Annotated in this window: 18 protein-coding genes; 7 read left to right on the forward strand and 11 right to left on the reverse strand. The window is 73.3% G+C overall.

Going from position 1 to position 21,643, the window contains the following annotated elements; translation table 11 throughout:
* Positions 1-216: 216 nt before the first annotated feature.
* Both ACFWWU_RS32690 and ACFWWU_RS32695 read right to left on the reverse strand, forming a co-directional pair.
* A complete protein-coding gene (locus tag ACFWWU_RS32690) occupies positions 217-2,058 on the reverse strand; it encodes an ABC transporter ATP-binding protein (protein WP_384151199.1) in 1,842 nt (613 codons plus the stop codon).
* Between the two features lie 65 nt (positions 2,059-2,123).
* Positions 2,124-3,821, reverse strand: coding sequence for an ABC transporter ATP-binding protein (locus ACFWWU_RS32695; protein ID WP_384151202.1), 1,698 nt, complete (start codon positions 3,819-3,821; stop codon positions 2,124-2,126).
* A 161-nt stretch (positions 3,822-3,982) separates the two neighbouring features.
* Between ACFWWU_RS32695 and ACFWWU_RS32700 the strand changes: the two genes are divergently transcribed.
* From ACFWWU_RS32700 to ACFWWU_RS32715, 4 genes are read left to right on the forward strand one after another with little or no spacing between them, the layout of a single operon-like run.
* A complete protein-coding gene (locus tag ACFWWU_RS32700) occupies positions 3,983-5,050 on the forward strand; it encodes a FecCD family ABC transporter permease (RefSeq protein WP_384151430.1) in 1,068 nt (355 codons plus the stop codon).
* Complete coding sequence (locus tag ACFWWU_RS32705) at positions 5,047-6,159, forward strand: FecCD family ABC transporter permease (RefSeq protein WP_384151206.1); 1,113 nt, start codon at positions 5,047-5,049, stop codon at positions 6,157-6,159. Before ACFWWU_RS32700 ends, ACFWWU_RS32705 begins: the two co-directional genes overlap by 4 nt.
* Entirely contained in the window at positions 6,156-7,043 is an 888-nt protein-coding gene (locus ACFWWU_RS32710; protein WP_384151209.1) for an ABC transporter ATP-binding protein, read from the forward strand. Before ACFWWU_RS32705 ends, ACFWWU_RS32710 begins: the two co-directional genes overlap by 4 nt.
* A gap of 27 nt (positions 7,044-7,070) precedes the next feature.
* A complete protein-coding gene (locus tag ACFWWU_RS32715) occupies positions 7,071-8,645 on the forward strand; it encodes an amidohydrolase (protein WP_384151211.1) in 1,575 nt (524 codons plus the stop codon).
* Positions 8,646-8,837: 192 nt separating this feature from the next.
* Here ACFWWU_RS32715 and ACFWWU_RS32720 read toward each other — a convergent pair whose 3' ends face one another.
* From ACFWWU_RS32720 to ACFWWU_RS32755, 8 genes are all read right to left on the reverse strand, one after another.
* The gene (locus ACFWWU_RS32720; protein WP_384151214.1) at positions 8,838-9,923 is read right to left on the reverse strand and encodes a sensor histidine kinase; all 1,086 of its coding nucleotides are present in this window, start codon (positions 9,921-9,923) and stop codon (positions 8,838-8,840) included.
* Positions 9,916-10,611: a response regulator transcription factor gene (locus ACFWWU_RS32725; protein WP_384151217.1), complete on the reverse strand. Its 696-nt coding sequence runs from the start codon at positions 10,609-10,611 to the stop codon at positions 9,916-9,918. The genes ACFWWU_RS32720 and ACFWWU_RS32725 overlap by 8 nt, the downstream gene beginning before the upstream one ends.
* 9 nt (positions 10,612-10,620) lie before the next feature.
* Complete coding sequence (locus ACFWWU_RS32730; RefSeq protein WP_384151220.1) at positions 10,621-11,319, reverse strand: VanZ family protein; 699 nt, start codon at positions 11,317-11,319, stop codon at positions 10,621-10,623.
* Positions 11,320-11,785: 466 nt separating this feature from the next.
* Positions 11,786-12,700 (reverse strand): adenosine kinase, encoded by a 915-nt coding sequence (locus tag ACFWWU_RS32735; RefSeq protein ID WP_384151223.1) that lies wholly within the window; start codon positions 12,698-12,700, stop codon positions 11,786-11,788.
* Positions 12,701-12,759: 59 nt separating this feature from the next.
* On the reverse strand, positions 12,760-13,632 hold the full coding sequence (locus ACFWWU_RS32740) for an amidohydrolase family protein (RefSeq protein ID WP_384151226.1): 873 nt from the start codon (positions 13,630-13,632) through the stop codon (positions 12,760-12,762).
* 44 nt (positions 13,633-13,676) lie between these two features.
* Positions 13,677-14,561, reverse strand: a complete 885-nt coding sequence (locus ACFWWU_RS32745; protein ID WP_384151229.1) for a 3-hydroxyacyl-CoA dehydrogenase NAD-binding domain-containing protein — start codon at positions 14,559-14,561, stop codon at positions 13,677-13,679.
* The gene (locus tag ACFWWU_RS32750; RefSeq protein WP_384151232.1) at positions 14,558-16,549 is read right to left on the reverse strand and encodes an acetoacetate--CoA ligase; all 1,992 of its coding nucleotides are present in this window, start codon (positions 16,547-16,549) and stop codon (positions 14,558-14,560) included. Before ACFWWU_RS32750 ends, ACFWWU_RS32745 begins: the two co-directional genes overlap by 4 nt.
* A complete protein-coding gene (locus ACFWWU_RS32755) occupies positions 16,546-17,310 on the reverse strand; it encodes a crotonase/enoyl-CoA hydratase family protein (protein ID WP_384151235.1) in 765 nt (254 codons plus the stop codon). The genes ACFWWU_RS32750 and ACFWWU_RS32755 overlap by 4 nt, the downstream gene beginning before the upstream one ends.
* Before the next feature lie 118 nt (positions 17,311-17,428).
* Between ACFWWU_RS32755 and ACFWWU_RS32760 the strand changes: the two genes are divergently transcribed.
* Positions 17,429-17,854 (forward strand): MarR family winged helix-turn-helix transcriptional regulator, encoded by a 426-nt coding sequence (locus tag ACFWWU_RS32760; RefSeq protein ID WP_384151238.1) that lies wholly within the window; start codon positions 17,429-17,431, stop codon positions 17,852-17,854.
* 72 nt (positions 17,855-17,926) lie between these two features.
* Here the strand turns inward: ACFWWU_RS32760 and ACFWWU_RS32765 are convergent, their stop codons facing one another.
* On the reverse strand, positions 17,927-18,364 hold the full coding sequence (locus tag ACFWWU_RS32765) for a nitroreductase family deazaflavin-dependent oxidoreductase (protein ID WP_384151240.1): 438 nt from the start codon (positions 18,362-18,364) through the stop codon (positions 17,927-17,929).
* A 466-nt stretch (positions 18,365-18,830) separates the two neighbouring features.
* Between ACFWWU_RS32765 and ACFWWU_RS32770 the strand changes: the two genes are divergently transcribed.
* Entirely contained in the window at positions 18,831-19,919 is a 1,089-nt protein-coding gene (locus ACFWWU_RS32770) for a molybdopterin molybdotransferase MoeA (protein WP_384151433.1), read from the forward strand.
* A 504-nt stretch (positions 19,920-20,423) separates the two neighbouring features.
* Positions 20,424-21,638, forward strand: a complete 1,215-nt coding sequence (locus ACFWWU_RS32775; RefSeq protein ID WP_384151243.1) for a S8 family peptidase — start codon at positions 20,424-20,426, stop codon at positions 21,636-21,638.
* The last annotated feature ends 5 nt before the right edge of the window (positions 21,639-21,643 follow it).

Consider the following 21,643-nt stretch of genomic DNA (forward strand, 5'->3'; position numbering starts at 1 on the left):
CGGTCGCTCCTGGGAACCGTCGCTCCCGAAGCCGGTCGCTCCTGGAGCCGGTCGCTCCTGAAGCCGGGCGTCCCTGGAGCCGGGCGCTCCTGAAGCCGGGCGTCCCTGGAGCCGGGCGTCCCTGGAGCCGGTCGCTCCTGGAGCCGGTCGCCCCCGAAGCCGGTCGCTCCCGAAGCCGGGTGCCCCTGGAGCCGGTCGCTCCTGGGCCGGTCGTGCCTAGAGAGCCGGCGAGACCGGCACCTCGGCGCCGGATTCGGAGTCGGAGGCCGGCTTCGGCACCTTCTCCGCCGGCTGCCGGCGGCTGTCGGACCACGCGGCCCAGAGGTCGGCGTACCGCCCGCCCGCGGCGATCAGCTCCTCGTGGGTGCCGTTCTCCACGACCCGCCCCTTGTCCAGGACGACGACCCGGTCGGCCGTCGCGGCCTGCGGAAGACGGTGGGCCACCATCATGCCCGTACGCCCCTCAAGGGCCCGCGCCGCGGCGTCCTCCAGGACGCGCGCGCCCGCGCTGCCCGCGTCGGCCGTCGCCTCGTCGAGGATGGCGATGGGCGGATCCGCGAGGACCAGCCGGGCCAGCGCGAGGTGCTGCGCCTGCGTCACCGTCAGCCGGTGCCCGCCCTCTCCGACGACCGTGGCCAGGCACTCGGGCAGCGCCTCCGCCCACTCCAGGGCGCCCACCCGGTCCAGGGCCGCGCGCAGCTCCTCGTCACCGGCGCCGGGCCGGGCGAGCCGCAGGTCCTCGGCGAGCGGCCCGGCGAAGACGTGCACCTCCTGGCTGATCAGGGTCACCGCGCGCCGGACCCCGGCCGGGCCCAGCTTCCCCACGGGCACCCCGCCGAGGGTGATCGAGCCCGACGTCGGCTCGTGGACCCCGGCGATGACCTTGGCGAGGGTCGTCTTGCCCGCCCCGCTCGCGCCGACCAGGGCGACCCGCTCCCCGCTGCGCACGGTGAGGTCGACGTCGTGCAGCACCGGAGCCCCGGTGCCGTACGAGTGACCGAGCGCCGACACCGTGACGGAACCGTCCACGGGCGCGTCGGCCTCCTCCGGCGCGGACTCCGCGGGCAGGGCCGAGACGCCCACCAGGCGGGCGAAGCTCGCGCCCGCGGACTGCGCGTCGTCCAGGAGGTACAGCGTGGCGTTGATCGGGTTGAAGAGGCTGTGGAAGTACAGCGCGGCCGCGGTGGCCGTACCGATGGTGACCGAGCCGCCGTCGACCAGGACGAAGCCGGTGGCGAGCATCGCGGCGAGGCCGATGAACTCGGCGAGGTTCAGCCGGGAGAAGAAGCCCGTGACGAGGTGGATGCCCCGCAGGCCGAGGTCGCGCGCGGCCCCCGACCGGTCCTCCAGAAGCCCGGTGTGCGTGGAGCCGAGCCGGAAGGCGCGCACGGTCCGCGCACCGCCGACGCTGTCGAGCAGCTGGTGCTGCAACGCCCCGGTGGCGATGCGGTGCTCGCCGTACACGGGGGAGGAGCGGCGCATGTACCAGCGGACTGAGAACACCTGCACCGGCGCGGCGAGGAGCGCGGCGAGCAGGAACCGCCAGTCGAGCACGGCGAGTCCCGCGAAGGTCAGCACGATGGTGAGCGCGGACCGGCTGAACTCGGGAAGGGCCTGCCGCACCGACTTCGCGATCATGGTCACATCGCTCGTCACCCGGGACACGAGGTCGCCGGAGCCGGCCGCCTCGACCCGCTCCAGCGGCAGCCGCAGCGCCCGCTCGATGAACTGCTCGCGCAGCGCGGCGAGCACGGTCTCGCCGAGCCGGGCGACGAGCGTGCTGCCGACGGCGGCGGCGGCGCCGCGCGCCACGGCGACGGCGATGAGCAGGACGAGCGGCAGCGTCAGGGCCTGGGACCCCCGCTGTTCCACCACCAGGTCGACGATGTGGCCGAGCAGGGGCGCCGTCAGCAGCCCGATGGCCGTGCCGGCGACCAGGACGGTGATCGCGGCCACGGCCAGGAGCCGGTGGCCGTGGAGCATGGTGCGGAGCGCCGCCATGCACTCGGCGCCGGTGGCGGTCGGCAGGAGCGCGCGGTCCGGGCTGCTTCCGGTCATGGTCTGTTCCGTCTCCTCGGGCGGTGTCGTACCCGGTGTCGTACCCGGTGTCGTGCGCGGAGTCGTCATGCGAGCACCGCCGCGCGGTACGTCTCGTCGGCGGCGAGGAGGTCGTTGTGGTGGCCGTCGGCCCGTACGGCGCCGTCCTCCAGGACCACCACCCGGTCGGTCACCGCGAGGAGTGCGGGACTGGTGGTGACGAGGACGGTCGTACGGCCCCGGCGGACCTCCCGCAGCTCGCGCGCGATCCGCGACTCGGTGACGGTGTCGACGGCGGTGGTCGGATCGTGCAGGACGAGGACGGGCCGGTCGGCGGCGAGCGCCCGGGCGAGCGCCACGCGCTGGCGCTGGCCGCCCGAGAGGGACCGGCCGCGCTCGGCGAGGAGGGTGTCCACGCCGTCCGGGAGCAGCTGGGCCACGTCGTCGGCGGCCGAGGCCGCGAGGGCGCTCTCGACCGCCGCCGTGTCGCCGTCGGCCCCGGACCGTACGTTGTCGAGCAGGGTGCTCTCGAACAGGTCCGCGTCGTGGTGGGCGACCAGGACGGCGCGGCGCAGCGCGTCGGGGTCGAGCCCGGTCAGCGGTACGCCGTCGAGCTCGACCGTGCCCTCGGCGGGGTCCTTCTCCCGGGCCAGGCAGAGCAGCAGGTCGGCGGCGGCCGCCGGGTCCCTGGTGACGATGCCGGTCAGGCCGCCGGCGGGCAGGTCGAGGTCCACCCCGCGCAGGGCGCCGAGCGACACCCCGCGCAGCGCGAGGTGCCCGGCGGTCGCGTCGGCCGGGACCGCCTCGCCGCCCTCGACGGAGACGGGCGAGGCCAGCACCTCCGCGATGCGCTTGGCGGAGGCCCGCCCCTGGGCGAGTTCGGCGTTGACGTAGGTGAGCAGCTGGAACGGTCCGAGGAGGAACTGCGCCAGGCCCACGGCCGCCACCAGTTCGCCGACGCTGATGCTGCCGTCCATGGCGAGGTAGGCGCCCACCAGGCCGATCACGGCGATGAAGACGCCGGTCAGGGTGAGGATCGCGCCCTCGTGCCCGGCCCGGCTGCGGGCCGCGCGCAGGGCGGCGGCCAACGAGTCCTGGCTCGTGGTGCGGTAGCGGGCGACGGCCGCCGACTCGGCGCCCATGCCCTTGAGGACCCGCAGCCCGGCGACGAGGTCGGCGGCGACCCCCGAGGCGTGGGCGGCGCGCTCCTGCTCGGTCTCGCTGCGCCGCTCCAGGGGTCGGCTGATGCGGTGCCCGAGCCAGAGCAGGGGCGGGATGCCGAGCAGGACGAGCAGGCCCAGCGGCACGGAGATCCTGAGCAGCGCGACGGCGCTGATCACGAGGGCCGCGACCGCCGACACCCCGTACGCGATGGCGGTCGCCACCGAGCCCACCCGGCGGGCGTCGTTGGTGGCGATGCTGGTGAGGGCGCCGGGGAGCCGGTTCGTCTCGGAGCCGCCCCGGGGGTCGAGGACACGCCCGGCCAGCTCCATCCGGAGCCGGTGCGCGGCGTGCTCGCCCGCGCCCTCGGTGATCCGCGCGCTCGTCCGGTAGCACGTCGAGAGGACGAGGAAGAGGACGGCGAGGACGACGAGCCAGCGCAGCAGGGACGCGGAGGAGCCGGTCGCCACCGCCGAGTCGATGATGACGCCGATGACCACCGGGATCAGGGCCTCGCAGCCTTGATGGGTCATGCCGAGCAGGGACGCCGCGATGATGCGCGGGCGCTGCCCTCTGATCGCTCGACCGAGGACAAGTGCCCCTGTCGGTACGCCCGTTGGCATGTGACTCCTCCACGGAGACGTAGATGATGGTTAGGTAAGCCTACTCTGACCGTTCGGCGCGTTGACCGGCCGTTTGCGTTCGGGTTAGCCTCACCTAAGTATCGACTCGCCAGTCCGTGTGTCGAGGGGCCCGCCCCACGCGCCAACTGCCGCCAGGGGAGCTGTCGTTGTCCGTCCAGTCCCGCGAAAACGTCGGGAAGGCCGTCGACGCCGCACCCCGGCCGGGCCGCACCGGGGCGACGCTCCGGAGCCTCGGCCTGCTGGTCGGCGTCGCGGCACTCGTCCTCGTCTGCCTCCTCAGCGTCTGGGTCGGCACCCGGGGCATCCCCTTCACCGCCACCTGGAACGTCCTGTGGAACCCCGACGGGTCGGAGACGTCGGTGATCATCCATGACTACCGCATCCCCCGGACCCTGCTCGGCATGCTCGTCGGCATGGCCCTCGGCCTCGCCGGCGCCCTCATGCAGGCCCTGACCCGCAATCCGCTCGCCGACCCCGGCATGCTCGGCGTCAACCTCGGGGCCTCCGCCGGCGTGGTGGTGGCCATCGCCTTCTTCGGCATCGCCGCGCCCCTCGGCTACGTCTGGTTCGCCCTCGTGGGCGCCGCCGCCGCGTCCGTCGGGGTCTTCCTGCTCGGCTCCTCCGGCCGGAAACTCGCCTCACCCGACCGGCTCGTCGTCGCCGGCGCCGCCGTCACCGCCGTGCTGTACGCCTTCAACTGGGCGATCCTGCTGCTCAACCCCAGGGCCTTCGACCAGTTCCGCTTCTGGACCGTGGGCTCCCTCGCGGGCCGCTACTACGACGTCGTCCTGATGGCCCTGCCGTTCATCGCGGTCGGCCTGGTCGTCGCCCTCGTCCTCGCGCCCTCGCTCAACGCCCTGGCCATGGGCGACCAGATGGGACGGGCGCTCGGCGTGAACGTCGGCCGGACCCGCGTCCTCGGAGCCGTCGCCGTGATGCTCCTGTGCGGCGCCGCGACCGCCGCCGCCGGACCGATCGGCTTCGTGGGGCTCGCCGTCCCGCACGTCGCCCGCTTCGTCGTCGGCCCCGACCAGCGGTGGGTGTTCGCGTACTCGATGCTCATCGCCCCCGTCCTCCTCGTCGGCTCCGACGTCCTCGGCCGGATCCTCGGCGCCCCCGGCGAGGTCCAGGTCGGCATCGTCACCGCCTTCGTCGGAGCCCCCCTCTTCATCGCCCTGTGCCGCCGCCGAAAGCTGGTCATGCTGTGACTGCCGTACGGGAGGCGAAGGCCTCCGGACCCCCGCCCGGCTCCGAGGGCGGGCCCGCCCCGGCCCGCGTCGTCACCGGCCGGGTCGTCCGTACGCCCTCGGGGGCCGTCTCCGTGCTCGTCCGGGGCCGGACCGTCGCCGTCACCGCCGCCCTCCTCGCCGCGCTCCTCACGGTCGCCGGCGTCACCCTCACCACCGGCGACTTCGACCTCACCGTCGGAGAGGTCCTCCAGGCGCTCACCGGCAACGGAACGGGCATCGCCGACTTCGTCGTCAACACCCTGCGCATGCCCCGGCTCCTGACCGCGCTGTTCGTCGGCGCCGCCCTCGCCGTCAGCGGGGCCATCCTCCAGAGCATCACGGGCAACCCCCTCGGCAGCCCCGACATCATCGGCTTCACCAACGGCTCCGCCGTGGGCGCGCTCGTCGTCATCGTCGTCCTCCACGGCAGCATGACGCAGATCGCGCTCGGCGCGCTGATCGGCGGCCTCGCCACCGCCCTCGCCATCCACCTCCTCATGCTCGGCCGGGGCATCCAGGGATTCCGGCTGGTCGTCGTCGGCATCGGGGTCAGCGCCCTGCTCCTCGCCGTCAACTCGTACCTGATCACCCGGGCGACCTTCCAGGAGGCCCTGGAGGCCCAGGCCTGGCTCATCGGCAGCCTGGGCAACCGGCTCTGGACGCACGCCAACGCCATCGGCATCGTCGTCGCCGTCCTGCTGCCGCTCGCCTTCTTCCTCTCCCGCCGCCTCTCCATGGTGGAGATGGGCGACACCACCGCCATGGCCCTCGGCGTCGACGTGGCACGCACCCGCACCCTGCTGCTGGTCATCAGCGTCGCCCTCGCCGCCTTCGCCACCGCCGTCACCGGCCCCATCTGGTTCGTGGCCCTGGCCGCTCCCCAAGTGGCCCGCAAGCTGGCCCGCTCCTCCGGGCCCGCCCTGCTGCCGTCCGCCCTCATGGGCGCGGTCATGCTCGCCCTCAGCGACCTCGCCGTGCAGCGGCTCTTCGCCCCCGCACTCCTGCCCGTGGGCACGGCGACCGGCTGCGTCGGCGGGCTCTACCTCATCTGGCTACTGGTCACCGAGTCGCGAAAGAGCCGCGCATGACAGCAACAGCGAAGCGTCCGACGACAGCGAACCGTCCGACGGACCGTCCGGCCTCCCGGCTCCGCGCCGAGAACCTGACCCTCTCCTACGACCAGCGGACCGTGGCCACCGACCTCGGCGTCGACATCCCCGACCACTCGTTCACCGTGATCATCGGCCCGAACGCCTGCGGCAAGTCCACGCTCCTCACCGCCCTCGCCCGGATGCTCAAGCCCCGCGCCGGACAGGTCTACCTCGACGGCCGCGCCATCGGCTCGTACCGCTCCCGCGAGGTCGCCCGCCGCCTCGGACTGCTCCCGCAGTCCTCCACCGCCCCCGGCGGCATCACGGTCGGCGACCTCGTCGCCCGCGGCCGGTACCCGCACCAGGGCATGCTCAAGCAGTGGTCCGCCGACGACGAGGCGGCCGTCGTCGAGGCGATGCGCCAGACCGGCGTCCTCGAACTCGCCGACCGGCCCGTCGACGACCTCTCCGGCGGCCAGCGCCAGCGCGTGTGGCTGTCCATGGTCCTGGCGCAGCAGACCTCGATCCTCCTCCTCGACGAGCCGACGACCTTCCTCGACATCGCCCACCAGGTCGAGGTCCTCGACCTGTGCGCCGAACTCCACGCCCGCGAGGGCCACACCATCGTGGCGGTCCTCCACGACCTCAACCAGGCCTGCCGCTACGCCACGCACCTCATCGTGATGCGGCCCGGGGGCGTGATCGCGGCCGAGGGCGACCCGTCGACCGTCATGACCGCCGAGCTGGTCGAGGACGTGTTCGGCCTGCCCTGCCGCATCATCGACGACCCGGAGACGGGGACACCGCTGATGGTGCCGGCGGCGCCCAAGCGGTACGCGCCCACGCCCACCGGCGCCAACGTACTGGCCGAGACCTCCTGACTCGACGACGAACCGGACGGACCGCCCATGCTCTGTACGAGGCTGACGAACGCGCACATCCTCACGATGGACCCGGACCACCCCGTCGCCCATGACCTCGGGATCTGGCGCGGCCGGATCGTCGGCCTCGACGAGGCCGTCACCTCGCTGCCCGCCCGCGAGGTCGTCGACCTCCAGGGCGCCACCGTGCTGCCCGGCTTCATCGACAGCCACGTGCACCTGGCGTGGACCGGACTGAAGGCGAACACCCCGAGCGTCGCCCCCTGCGAACGCGTCGAGGACGTGCTCGCCGCCGTCGAGGAAGCCGCCGCGCGGAAGGCACCCGGAACCTGGGTCGACATCGCCGGATACGACCAGCGGGCCCTGGGCCGCCACCTCACCGCCGCCGAGCTCGACCGCGTCACCCACGGGCGCAAGCTCTTCGTCATGCACGACTCCGGACACGCGTGCGTGGTCAACAGCGCCGTCCTGGAGCTCCTCCCGGCCGACGTGCCGCACCAGGACGGCTTCCTCGTCGAGAGCGCCATGGCCGCCGTACGCCGCCTCCGCCTGCCGTACTCCCAGGAGGAACTCGCCGACGCGATCGAGCGCGCGGGCCGCGCCTGCCTCGCCGAGGGCATCACCGCCGTCGCCGAGGCGGGCATCGGCGGCGGGCTCCTCGGCCACAGCCCCGTCGAGCTCGGGGCCTACCAACTCCTGCGCGACCAGGGACGGCTGCCCCTGCGCGTCCAGCTCATGGCCGCGGGCGACACCCTGCGACCGCGGGCCGCGCACCGCGACGACGGCATCCCCCGCGCCCTCGACCTCGGCCTGCGGACGGGCTTCGGCGACGACTGGCTGTCGCTGGGCGCGCTCAAGATCTACACGGACGGCGGCATGATGGCCCGTACGGCGGCCCTCACCGCCCCGTACGAGGGGATGTCCCACACCGGCCAGCTCCAGGACGACCCCGAGCGGCTCGCCGAGCTGATCGTGGACGGCCACCTCGCGGGCTGGCAGCTCGCCGTCCACGCCATCGGGGACCGCGCCGCCGACCTCGCCCTCGACGCCCTGGAACGCGCCCAGGCCATGCGGCCCCGCCCCGACGCCCGGCACCGGATCGAGCACGCCGGGCTGATCCGCCCCGACCAGCTGCCACGCCTCGGGCGCCTCGGTCTCAGCGCCGTGGTCCAGCCCAACTTCCTCCGGTACTTCGGCGACGACTATGCGGAGATCATGGGGGAGCGGCGGGCGCCGTGGATGTACCGGGGCCGGGGATTCCTGGACCACGGCGTCACCCTCGTCGGCAGCTCGGACCGCCCGGTCACGGACGGCTCGCCACTGCGGGCCGTCCAGTTCATGGTCGAGCGCGCCTCCCTCTCCGGCCGACGGATCGGCCCGGACGAGGCCGTCACCGTCGACGAGGCCCTGCACGCCTACACCGCCGCCGGCGCGTACGCCTGCCGGTGGGACGACACGGCGGGCAGCCTGAGCCCCGGCAAGCGCGCCGACCTCGTGGTCCTGGGAGACGACCCGCGCCGCGTCGACCCGGCCCGGATCGGGGACATCGACATCGTGGCGACGTACGTGGACGGCCACCGCGCCCAGGAAGGGAAAGCCTAGGGTCTGTCGTTTGGATCAGGCCGGATCAGGGAGCGGCGTCTGGTGGCGTGCATCGCAAGGCGGAGGAGGGAGTCGACGTGGTGGGGGTACCTCCCGTGCCCGAAGGGCTACGGGGGACGTCGGCGAGTGACGACAACGCGGCGAGGCGCGGTGCCAGGTGCCGCGAGCCCGGCATGATCCAAACGACAGGCCCTAGCCCTGCGGCGTGCCGGGAAGCCGGACCGTGACCAGGAGACCGCCGGTGGGGCGGGGGGTGAGGTCGAGGGTTCCGTCGTGGGCGCGGACGATGCTGTGCACGATGGCCAGGCCGAGGCCGACCCCCGCGTGCTCGTCGGTGCGTACGCGTTCCGTCCCGCGTCGGAAGGGTTCGGTCAGGGTCGGGACCAGGTCCGGCGGGAGCGGAGGGCCCGTGTTCTCGACCCGCAGCACGCTCGTGGAGCCGCGCGCCTCGGTGTGGACCGTCACGGTGCCGCCGGCGGGGAGGTTGTGGACGACGGCGTTCTGGACGAGGTTCGTCACCATCCGCAGCAGGAGCTCCGCGGAGCCGCCGGCCCGGGCCGGCCCGCCGGTGACGTCGAGCGTGATCCGGCGCTGTTCCGCGAGGGGAAGCAGCGTTTCTGCGGCTTCCTCGGCGACGAGGGAGAGGTCGACGCTCTCGCGGGTGAAGTCTCCGCGGTCGCCGCGGCTGAGCAGCAGGAGGGCCTCGGTGAGGTCGATCGCCCGCGCGTTGACGGTGTGCAGGCGCTCGACGAGTTCGCCCCGGTCCCGCGTGGGGTCCTTGCGGGCGACGTCGAGGAGCGTCTTCGAGATCGCCAGCGGGGTGCGCAGTTCGTGGGAGGCGTTCGCCGCGAACCTCTGTTGCTCGGCGACATGGGAGTCGAGCTGTTCGAGCATCGAGTCGAACGCGTCGGAGAGTTCACGGAACTCGTCCTGGCGGCCCTTCATCCGGATCCGGTGGGAGAGCGATCCGCTGCCGGCTCGCCGGGCCGCATCCGTGATCAGGGTGAGGGGTGCGAGCATCCGGCCGGCGAGGAGCCACCCTCCCAGCAGGCCGAACACGAGCAGGAAGACCATCGCCACGGCCGCGGCGGGGGCGAAGGTACGCACGAGGAGGTAGCGGTTGGGCGCGACCCCGAGCAGGCCCTGGGAGTTGTCGGGTACGTAGCGCAGCAGGAACACCCACACCACGGCCAGCAGGAGAGCGCCGGCGACGGCGAGGAACCCGGCGTAGCTGAGGGTGAGTTTCAGCCGGGCGCTGAGCCCTGGGCGTCTACGCACGCGGACCGCCGGAGCGGGCGGTGTCGCGGCCGTCGTCGATCCGGTAACCGACGCCGGGCACCGTGGCGATGAGCCAGGGTTCGCCGAGCCGTTTGCGCAGCGCGGAGACGGTGATGCGCACGGCGTTGGTGAGCGGGTCGGCGTTCTCGTCCCAGGCCCGTTCCAGCAGCTGTTCGGCACTGACGACCCCGCCTTCGGCGGCGACGAGGACGTCGAGCACGGCGAACTGCTTGCGGGTGAGCGCGACGTACCGTCCGTCGCGGAAGACCTCACGACGGAAGGGATCGAGCCGGAGCCCCGCGATCTCGCGGACCGGCGGCCGGACGTGCGCGCGTCTGCGGTCGAGCGCCCGCAGCCGCACGACGAGCTCCCGCAGCTCGAACGGCTTGGTGAGGTAGTCGTCGGCGCCGAGCCCGAACCCGGAGACCTTGTCGTCGATCCGGTCGGCGGCGGTGAGCATGAGGATCGGGATGCCGCTGCCGGACGCGACGACGCGCCGGGCGACCTCGTCGCCGGAGGGGCCGGGGATGTCGCGGTCGAGGACCACGAGGTCGTAGGAGTTGACGCCGAGCAGTTCCAGGGCGGAGTCGCCGTCGCCGGCGATGTCGGCGGCGATCGCCTCCAGCCGGAGACCGTCACGGACGGCTTCCGCCAGGTAGGGCTCGTCCTCCACGATCAGTACGCGCATGTCCGAAGCCTAAGCAGCACGACCTATCGCCGACGTATGCGGGGAGGCGCCCGCCGGACCGCGCCACCAGCGGCGCGACGCCAGAGCCGCCAGCATGGCGCCGGTGGCGTTCACGAGGACGTCGTCCACGGAGGACACCCGGTCGAGCCGCAGGACGTACTGCGCGGTTTCGACCAGGACCGAGCAACCCGCCCCGAGGGCCAGGGCCCGTGGCACGGACGCCCACGCCGAGAAGCGCATCGGGGCGAAGAACCCCAGCGCCGCGAAGACCAGCAGGTTGCCGACGGTCCCGAGCGGCCCCATCGTGACCAGGTCCCGCAGCGGTACCAGGCTCACCCGGCCGGGCACGACCCCGGCCCCGGCGCCCGGCATCATGGTCATCCAGACGAACGGCACCGTCCCGTGGACCATCCCCACCTCGGCCAGCGACATCCGCCACGCCCCGGCGACGCCGGCGGCACGCCGACGGTGCGCCAGAGCCCACACCACCAGCGCGGACAACGGCAGTGCGACCAGCGTCATGAGCACGATCCCGTTGAACGTGTCGAAGCAGCCGTGCCATCGCCCCGCCATGCACCTCGGCGCGGACATCAGGAGAGGCCTCCGAATGACGAAGAGGGCGCTCGCCACGCCGAGGAGGACCAGACAGAGAAGCACGATCCCGCGCGCGCGGCGGGGCGGTGCTGACAGGGACGCGTCGTGGTTCATGACCTCATTGGAGCGGGAGGGCTGTTGCGGTGGCGTAGGGATTTTTCGATACGCCCGCGATACGGGGAAGTTTGTACGGGAAGCCCGTACGGGGAACCCCCGCCGCAGGCCGTCAACCTGACGGCGACCCGGTTGACAGCCGCTGACCTGCCGCTTTCCGGGCTGTACGCAGGTGACGCCGGCAGGCAGGCCGCGCTAGATACGACTCGTGGATGGGCGAGACAAGAGGAGCCGTGGCGCGTCATGAAGGACTTCCCCTCGATCCCCACCGCTCCCCGGGCGCTACCCCTGATCGGACACGTCGTACCGCTGCTGCGGGATCCGCGGGCGTTCCTGAACTCGCTGCCCGCCCTCGCCCTCACCATGATCGTGATCTGCGATCCGGAGCTGACCCGGCGAGCCCTGCTGGACGACCGCGTCTTCGACAAAGGCGGCCCGTTGCCGCGCGACCCGCTCCGGACACCTCCTAGGGGCGGGGCTTCGGTTCGGTGGTCTCCCGGAGGAGCGTCGCGCGGTCGATGGCGTCGCTCCCCGTCGCCGGGACGGTGCAGGCGTACGCGCCCGCCACCGCGCCGTACAGCGCGCACCGGGACGGGTCCTCGCCCGTCAGCCGGCCGAAGAGGAAGCCGGAGGCGAAGGCGTCCCCGGCGCCGTTGGAGTCGACCACCGGTGTGCGCGGTGCGACGGCCGGGACGTGCGTGAGACCGTCGGCGGTCAGCAGGTAGGCGCCCTCGGCCCCGGCGGTGGCGACCACGACCTCGGCCCGGCCCCGCTCCAGGATCCGCCGCGTGGTCTTCTCCGGGTCCACCAGGGCCGTGGTGGAGACGAAGACGACGTCCGCGCCGTAGGCGAACGGCTCGTGATACGGGTTCTCGCCGTCCCAGTTGTGCAGGTCCGTGGAGATGGTCAGACCCGCCTCGCGCAGCTGGGGAAGCGCGAAGGCGCACGGGTACGTGATCGAGACGTGCGCGTGGCGGCTCCTCGCGGCCAGCGAGCGGACCAGCTCCTCGGGGAGCCGGTCCGCTTCGTGGGAGCGGCTGTCGTCGTAGAGCGAGAGCCGACGCCCGTCGGGTCCGACGAGGTTGACGGCCCGCTTCGTCCCGCCGGGCAGGGGCGCTTCGGTGAAGGCGATGCCCCGGTCACGGTGGAAGGCGCGGACGAGGTCGCCCTGGGCGTCGTCGCCGATCATGTCGAGGTGGTGCGTCCGCAGGCCCAGGGAGCTCAGCCCCAGGGCGACGAAGTCGCCGGTCTGCCCCGCCCGGGTCTCGATGCCCGGCCGGATCATGTAGCTGTCGGCGTACGGCAGGGGGAGCTCGGGGACGGACACGATCGTGTCGACGCCCGACCCTCCCAGGACGAGGACGTCGTACTCGCTGGCCATCGCGGTTCCTCTCGCCGGGCAATATCTTGCTGACTGTTGCAGCAAGGTATTGCACAGCGTCAGAGGCCGAGAAGACGTACGGCGTTCTCCTTGAGGATCAGCGGCCGGACCTCGGGCTTGATGTCGAGGGCGTCGAAGTCGGCCAGCCAGCGGTCCGGCGTCACGACGGGGAAGTCCGAGCCGAACAGCACCTTGTGCCGGAGGAAGGAGCCGGCCGCCCTGACGAGCTGCGGCGGGAAGTACTTCGGCGACCAGCCCGACAGGTCGATGTGGACGTTCGCCTTGTGGGTGGCGATGGAGATCGCCTCGTCCTGCCACGGCACCGACGGGTGCGCCAGGACGATCGTCAGGCCGGGGAAGTCGGCGGCCACGTCGTCCAGGAGCATCGGGTCCGAGTAGCGCAGCTTGATGCCGCGCCCGCCGGGCAGGCCGGCGCCGATGCCGGTCTGCCCGGTGTGGAACAGCGCGGGGACGCCCAGCTCCTGGAGCGCCTCGTAGAGCGGGCGGTGCTCGGGCGCGTTCGGCGCGAACGCCTGGAGGCTCGGGTGGAACTTGAAGCCGCGGACGCCGTGGTCGAGGACGAGCGCGCGGGCCCGGTCGGCGGCGTCGGGGCGGTGCGGGTCCACCGAGCCGAACGGGATGAGGACGTCGGGGTGTTCGGCCGCGGCCGCCGCGATCTCCTCGCTGGACAGGGCCGGGTGGCCGAGGCCCGTCGTGGCGTCCACCGTGAAGATCACTGCGGCCATCCGGCGTTCGCGGTAGTGGGCCGCGAGGCGCTCGACGGTCGGGGTGCGGTCCTGGCCGGACCTGAAGTACGCGGCCGAGGCGTCCATCAGCTCCGCGTCGAGCGCGAGATGGCCGTGGGCGTCCTGCTCGACGTGGACGTGGAAGTCGATCGCGGTCAGGGCGTCGGGATTCAGCGGAGAGTTCATCGGGTGGCTCATAGGGTGGTTCCTCGGGGCGTTCATCGGGGTGCTCACAGGTGGTCGGTCCGGTCCTTGGCGTCGAGCAGGAGGGTCAGGACGGCGTCGCGCGCGGCGACGACATCGGCCTCGGCGGTCCCTTCCAGCTCCTCGGCGACGCCCTGGGTGATCTTGTGGGTCAGCTCGGGCGTGAGGCGCGGCGCGCCGAGGTCGGCCCACCACTCCTCCATGGGCGGGCCGAGATGCTCCAGTACGTGCGCGATGCCGCCCGCTCCGCCCGAGAGGTGCTGGTTGAGGAAGGGCCCGAGCAGCGCCCAGCGCAGACCGGGGCCGTGCGCGATGGCCGTGTCGATGTCGGCGACACTGGCCGCGCCCCGGTCGACCAGGGAGTACGCCTCGCGCCACAGCGCCGCCTGGAGCCGGTTCGCGACGTGCCCGGGCAGCTCCTGGCGCAGCCGGATCGGCCGCCGGCCGAGGCCGCGGTAGAACCGCATGGCCTCGTCGACGGCGGCCTCGCCCGTCCGCTCGCCCGGCACGACCTCGACCAGCGGGACGAGGTGGGGCGGGTTGAACGGGTGCCCGACGAGGACCCGTTCGGGGTGGGCAGCGCAGGCCCGCTGGATCCGGGACGGGAGCAGCCCGGAGGAACTGCTCGCCAGGACGGTCTCCGGCGGGGCGGCGGCGTCGAGTACGGCGAACACCTCGTCCTTCAGGTCGGCGCGCTCGGGGCCGTTCTCCTGCACGAAGCCGGCGTCCGCGACGGCCTCGGCGAGGTCCGCGGTGAACGTCAGCCGGGTCTGGTCGGCGGTGACGGCCGCCCGGAGCCCGGCCTCCGCGCCGGGCGCGGGATCGGTGGCGACGACCTCGTGCCCGTACCGGAGGAAGAGGGTGGTCCAGGAGGCCCCGATCACTCCGGTCCCGACGACGGCGACCCTCATGACGCGCTCCCGGGCTTCGCCGTGCCGCCGCGCGTGGCGGCGTACGCCACGAACGTGTCGAGCGAGCGGGGGTCGGCGAGGACGTCGGTGCTCGCGACGGACTCGGGGGCCGCGCCGAGGAGGATCCGCTTGACCGGGACCTCCAGCTTCTTGCCGGTGCGGTTGCGCGGGACGGCGGGCACCCGCTCGATCACGTCGGGGACGTGCCGGGGCGACAGCGCCGACCGCAGTGTGCGGGCGATCTTCGTACGGACGGCGTCGTCGAGCTCGACGGGGCCCGCGACGAAGAGCAGCAGCTCGCCGTTGCCACCCTCGGGGTCCTCGATGTGGACGACGAGGCTGTCGTCGACCTCGGGCAGGTCCTCGACGACGGCGTAGAACTCGGCGGTGCCGAGCCGGACGCCGCCGCGGTTGAGGGTGGCGTCGGAGCGGCCGGCGACGACGCAGTGTCCCTCGGGCGCGAACCGCACCCAGTCGCCGTGCCGCCACACGCCCGGGTACTCCTCGAAGTAGGCGGCCCGGTAGCGGGAGCCGTCCGTATCGCCCCAGAAGCCGACGGGCATCGACGGCATCGGCTCGGTGATCACCAGCTCGCCCAGCTCGCCGACGACCCGCTTCCCCTCGCCGTCGTAGGCGTACGCGGCGACCCCGAGGCAGGGGCCGGAGATCTCCCCGGCGCGCACGGACTGGAGCGGGCTGCCCTGGAGGATGCCGGTGCACACGTCGGTGCCGCCGCAGCCGACGTTCAGGAGCACCCGGTCGCCGAACTGCTCGGCCACCCAGCGGAAGCCGTCGGCGGCGAGCGGGCTGCCCGCCGCGCCGAGCTGCCGCAGCCGCGACAGGTCGAACTCCTCGGCGGGCCGGACCCCGGCCTTGCGGCAGGCCATCAGGTAGCCGGGGCTGACGCCCATCAGCGTCGCCCCCGTCTCCTCGGCGATCCGCCACTGCTCCCGCAGCTCCGGGTGGACCGGATTGCCGTCGATCATGACGATCGAGGCGCGGACGAGCAGCGCCGAGACCAGGGTGTTCCACAGCATCCACGCGGTGGTGCTGAACCACAGCATCCGGTCGCCCGGCCTGAGGTCCCAGCTCAGCGCGTTGTTCTTCAGGTGCTCCAGGAGGATCCCGCCGTGGCGGTGGACGATCGCCTTGGGGATGCCGGTGGTGCCGGAGGAGAACAGCACGAACAGCGGATGGTCGAACGGCACGGGCTCGAAGGGCACCGGTCCGGGGGCCTGCTCCGCGAGCAGCTCCGCCCAGCCCAGCGCGTCGGGCAGCGCGTTCGGGCCGTACGGGACGTGGACGACCCGCTCCACGCTGGGGAGCAGCGCGGCGATCTCCGCCACTTCGGTACGGCGGTCGACGTCCCGCTCGCCGTAGCGGTAGCCGGCGACGGTGAGCAGCACCTTCGGTTCGAGCTGCGCGAACCGGTCGACGACGCTGCGCGGGCCGAACTCCGGAGCGCAGGCCGCCCAGACCGCCCCGATGCTCGCCGTGGCGAGGAACGCCACCAGGGTCTCGGGGATGTTCGGCAGATAGGCGACGACCCGGTCGCCCTTGCGGACGCCGAGACGGAGGAGCCCGGCACGGGCCCGGGCGACCTGGTCGCGGAGGTCGCCGAAGGTCAGCTCGATCGGCGCCCGGGTCTGGGAGTGGGCGACGACCGCGACGGCGGCGTCGTCGGCTTCGTCGGCGGACCCCTCCCGCCCGAGGGCGTGCTCCGCGTAGTTGAGGGTCGCGCCCGGGAACCACTCGGTGTCCGGCATCGACCTGCGGCCCAGGGTGGCGGTGGGCGGGGTGTGCGGGCGGACGTCGAAGAACTCCCAGAGGGAGGACCAGAAGCCGTCGAGGTCGGTGACGGACCACTGCCAGAGGCTGTCGTAGTCCGGGAACGACAGCTGTCGCTCCGACTCCAGCCAGCGGAGGTAGCGCCCGATCTCCGACTCGTCCCTGACCCGGGGGCCGGGGGTACTGAGGATCTCGCTCATCGGGTGACCTTCCCGGCGCGGCCGTCGAGGAACGCCCGCATCCGCTCCTGTGCGTCGGAGCTGCCGGCGGCGACGGCCGCCATGAGGGATTCGAGCAGGAGGCCGCCGGCGGGCGAGGCCTCGGCGATACGGGGGAGGGCCTGCAGGACGGCGAAGTTGGTCAGCGGCGCGTTGGCCGCGATCCGCTCCGCGAGCTCCAGGGCCTTGGCGCGCGCCCCGCCCTCGGCGGTCAGGTAGTGCGAGAGTCCGGCGACTTGGCCCTCGGCGGCGTCGAGGACGCGACCAGTGAGCATCATGTCCGCCATCCGGTGCGCGCCGATCAGCCGGGGGATCCGGACCGAGCCGCCGCCACCGACGAACAGCCCGCGCTGCCCCTCCGGCAGCGCGTAGAACGCGGACGGCTCGGCGACCCGGAGGTGCGCGGAGGCCGCGAGCTCCAGGCCGCCGCCGATGACGGCGCCCTTCAGCGCGGCCACCACGGGGACCCGCCCGCCCTCGATCGTGTCGAAGACGCGGTGCCACATGAGCGAGTGCTCCAGAGCCTCCACGGTGGACCGTTCGGCCAGCTCGCCGAGGTCGAGCCCGGCCGAGAAGTGGTCGCCCTCGGCGTCCAGGACGACGGCCCGGACGTCGGGGCCCGGCTTCCGGAAGAACTCCTCGATGCGCAGCACCGTGGCGTCGTCGAGGGCGTTGCGCTTGGCCGGGCGGCAGAGCGTCAGGACCGCCACTCCGTCGCGGCGGTCGATCGAAAGCGTGCTCAAGAAGGACTCCTCAATTATCAGGAATCCTGAGTATCGGAGCACGCCCCGCCGCCAGGCAAGGGGGGTTGCGCTAGAATTTTCGACAGGATTCCTGATGATGGTGAGAAGGGGAGGGGATGTGACGGACGCCGCTCCGCCGTCTCTGCTGTACTCGGTGAAACAGGTCGAGCTGGCGACCCGGGCCCGGCTCGACGAGCTGCTCAGGCCCGCGGGCGTGACCGCCCTCCAGTACACCGCGCTGACCGTGCTCGAGCGCCGGGACGGCATGTCCTCGGCGGAGCTCGCCCGCAACTCCTTCGTCACGCCCCAGTCGATGTCCGACCTGGTCGGCGCCCTGGAGCGGCGCGGCCTCATCACCCGGTCCCCGGACCCGGCGAGCCGGCGGCGCCACGTCATCGGCCTCACCGACGAGGGCCGCGCCCTGCTCGCCCTCCACGCGCCGGCCGTCCAGCACCTGGAGGACGAGATGCTCACGGGCTTCACCGCCCGCGAGCGCACCACCTTCCGCGACTTCCTCAACCGCGCCCGCGCCGCGCTCGGCTGACGCCGGTAATCCGCGCGGCGCTCGGCTGACACCTGCCATCCGCGCGGCGCTCGGCCGACGCCACGCTGATGGTCAGCTGATGGGCTCGACCACGAAGACCGGGATCTCGCGGTCGGTCTTCAGCTGGTAGTCCGCGTAGTCGGCGAAGGCTTCGACCGCCCGCGCCCACCACGCCCGCCGCTCCTCGCCCGTGACGAGGCGGGCCCTCATGTCCCAGGTCCGCGGGCCGTCGCGCAGCTCGACCAGGGGAGTGGCGACCAGGTTGTGGTACCAGACGGGGTGCTTCACCGCCCCGCCGTTCGACGCCACCAGCGCGTACGCGCCCTCGTGCTCGACGCGCATCAGCGGCGTCTTGCGGAGCTTGCCGCTCCGCGCGCCGACGTTCGTCACCAGGACCACGGGCATGCCCCGCATCGTGGTGCCCTTCGTGCCGCCGGAGGACTCGTACAGCTCCACCTGGTCGCGCACCCAGGTCGACGGGCTGGGCTCGTACTCACCTTCGAGGGGCATGGCTGTCCTTTCGTCCGTGTGGTCTGCGTCGTCCGCAGCGTCCGCGGCGGCGGCCGGTATCCGGACACCGGCCCCGCTCGCCCTACGACGCTAACCGACGCGCCGCCGCGCGCGCCCCTTCCTGCGGGCTGCGGCGAGGGGACGTCCCGCCGAGCGTTTCCGATGAGGTGACAGGCGCGGCCCATCGATGTGTCGCACGGCTGCGTACTCGGCGTCTGTGGTCGGATGGGCGCCGCCGATGAGCCCATCGAGGATCCCTCTCCGACGTCCCGAGGGGTTTCGCCGACCGGCGGGAATGGCAGCGAATTCCGGCACCGCACGGCCGAAGGGGAGCCGGATGTACGAGATGCGTCAATGGATCGCCGCGGCCGAGGCCGAACTGGACAGGGAACTCGCCCTCGAAAGGCTGCTCGGCTCGGCCAACGCGCGACCGCCCGCGCCCGAGCCCACGGCGGCGGGTCTTCCCATGGCGTGGGCACAGGCCCGCGCCCGTGCCCGTGACAGCGCCCGACAGCCCCTGCCCGTCGTCACCCGCGACCTCGACGCGGCCCTCGGCCACGCCCTCGCCGGACCGCTGACGGCCCTCACCGACCTGCCGCCGTTCGACACCTCGGCCATGGACGGCAGGGCCGTCGCCGGACCTGGGCCGTGGCGACTGCGGGACGGTGCCGTTGGCGAGGGCGAGGGCGAGGGCGAGGGCGAGGGCGAGGGCGAGGGCGAGGGCGCGGGAGCGGGTCTCGGCCGTGACGTCCGTGTGCGGGGGCAGGAATGTCGCGCGGGCGACACCCTGCTTCCCGCCGGGACGGCCGTGACCCCGGCCGTCGTCGGACTCGCCGCCGCGGCCGGCTACGACCGGCTGGCCGTCCACCGCCGCCCCCGCGTGGAACTCCTCGTCCTCGGCGACGAGTTGCCGGAGTCCGGGCCGCCCCGCGACGGACGCGTCCGTGACGCGCTCGGCCCGCTCCTCCGGCCGTGGCTGGCCCGCCACGGAGCCGAGGTGATCGGCCGCCGACTCGTGGCGTACGACCTCGGACCGCTGCGGGACGCCCTGCGCGGCTCCACCGCCGACGTCGTCGTCACCATCGGCAGCACGGCCGCCGGGCCGGTGGACCATCTGCACGCCGCCCTCGGCGACTTGGGCGCCCGGCTCCTGGTCGACTCCGTCGCCGTACGGCCCGGCCACCCCATGCTGCTCGCCGAGCTGCCGCCGGCCCCCGACGGCCGGCCCCGCCACCTCGTCGGTCTGCCCGGCGATCCGTCGGCCGCCGTCGCCGGTGCGGTCACCCTCGCCGTACCCCTGCTGCGCCGCCTCGGCGGCCACGCGGACCCGGACCCCGCGTCGTCCCGGACGACCGCCACAGAGGCGCTGCCCGGGCATCCGCACGACACCCGGCTGGTCCCGGTCCGGCGCGTGGCGCGCGGGGTCGCGCCGCTTCCGTTCGGCGGACCGGCGATGCTGCGCGGTCTCGCGGTGGCCGACGGCCTGGCGGTCGTCCCGCCCGGCGGCGTGCCGGCCGGGGCCGAGGCCGAGGTCCTGGACGTACCCGGACCGTGAACAGCGGACGAGACATCCCCGTGAAGACCCCGATGACGTACCGCCCCCCGTCCGCCGCCCCGACCCGCCGACTGCCGTCCTTCGCGGTGCTCGTGATGTCGACGGGCCCGACGTCGGGGACACCGCGCTCGCGCATGTCGGCCCGGTTCATGAAGACGAGCGTGCGGAGGTTCTTGATGCCCCGGTAGCGGTCGCTGTCGGGGTAGACCGGCACGGCGGGTCCGGAGGTATCAGGCCAGTCGGCGCGTTCCGGCATTCGCCGTTCTTCCGACCCGCCGTCAGGAGGTGGGCGCTTTCTGTGGGTTCGACGGGAGTTCGATTGCGAGAATGTGGCAGATGCATGACAAGCGCTCAACTCCCTTGAGCTACGCCCGTAGACCGGACAGGCTGCTGGTCATCCGGAGCGCCCCACACGGCTCCCGGCCGTGCGTGTGACCCACACGCGCCCCCCACAGTCGCGCCGCCCCACCCGAGGCGCGACGCCGAAGAGGAGGACTCCCTCGTATGGCACTCCCGCAGCACACCAAGGCCCGGTTCGCCCTGACCATGTCCGCCGCGACCGCCGCCGCCCTGCTCGGCACCTTCGCCGCCGTCCCCGCCCAGGCGGCCCCCGCCGAGGGCGTCGTCCTCGCGGCCGGTTCGGCCGACGCGGTGCCCGGCAGTTACATCGTCACCCTGAAGCAGGGCGCGGGCTTCAAGGCGGCCTCCGTCAAGGGGCGGAACCTGATAGCCGGTTACGGTGGCACGGTCGGCAAGACCTTCGGCTCCGCCCTCAACGGCTACACGGCCACCCTCGGTGCGACGGAGGCCCGCCGCCTCGCCGCCGACCCCGCCGTCGCCTCCGTCGAGCAGAACCAGATCTTCCGCGCCGACGCGACGCAGACGAACGCCCCCTGGGGCCTGGACCGCATCGACCAGGCGAACCTGCCGCTCAACGGCACGTACACCTACCCCGACACGGCGGGCGGCGGCGTCACCGCGTACGTCATCGACACCGGCGTCCGCATCTCGCACGCCCAGCTCGCCGGCAGGGCCGTGAACGGGTACGACGCGGTCGACGGCGACACGGTCGCGCAGGACGGCAACGGGCACGGTACGCACGTCGCCACCACCATCGCGGGATCGACGTACGGCGTGGCCAAGGCCGCGAAGATCGTCGCCGTCCGCGTCCTCGACAACGCGGGCTCCGGCACCACCGCCGGCGTCATCGCGGGCATCGACTGGGTCACCTCCCACCACACGGCGGGGGCCCCGGCCGTCGCCAACCTCTCCCTCGGAGGAGGCGCCTCCACCGCCCTCGACAACGCGGTGAAGAACTCCATCGCCGACGGCGTCACCTATGCCGTCGCCGCCGGCAACTCCGGTGTCAACGCCTCCTCCACGTCCCCCGCCCGGGTCGCCGCCGCCATCACGGTCGGCGCCACGAGCAACACGGACGCCAAGGCGAGCTGGTCCAACTACGGTTCGGTGCTGGACCTCTTCGCCCCCGGCGTTTCGATCACCGCGGGCTGGCACACGAGCGACACGGCCACCAGCACCATCTCCGGCACCTCGATGGCCACCCCGCACGTCGCGGGCGCCGCCGCCGTGTACCTCGCGGGGCACACCTCCGCCACTCCGGCGCAGGTCGCGACCGCTCTGGTGAACGGCTCGACCCCGAACAAGGTGACCAGCCCGGGCAGCGGCTCGCCCAACCGCCTCCTGCGGCTCGTCCCGTAACGCGT

It is taken from the genome of Streptomyces sp. NPDC058650 (assembly GCF_042717315.1).
GTDB lineage: Bacteria > Actinomycetota > Actinomycetes > Streptomycetales > Streptomycetaceae > Streptomyces.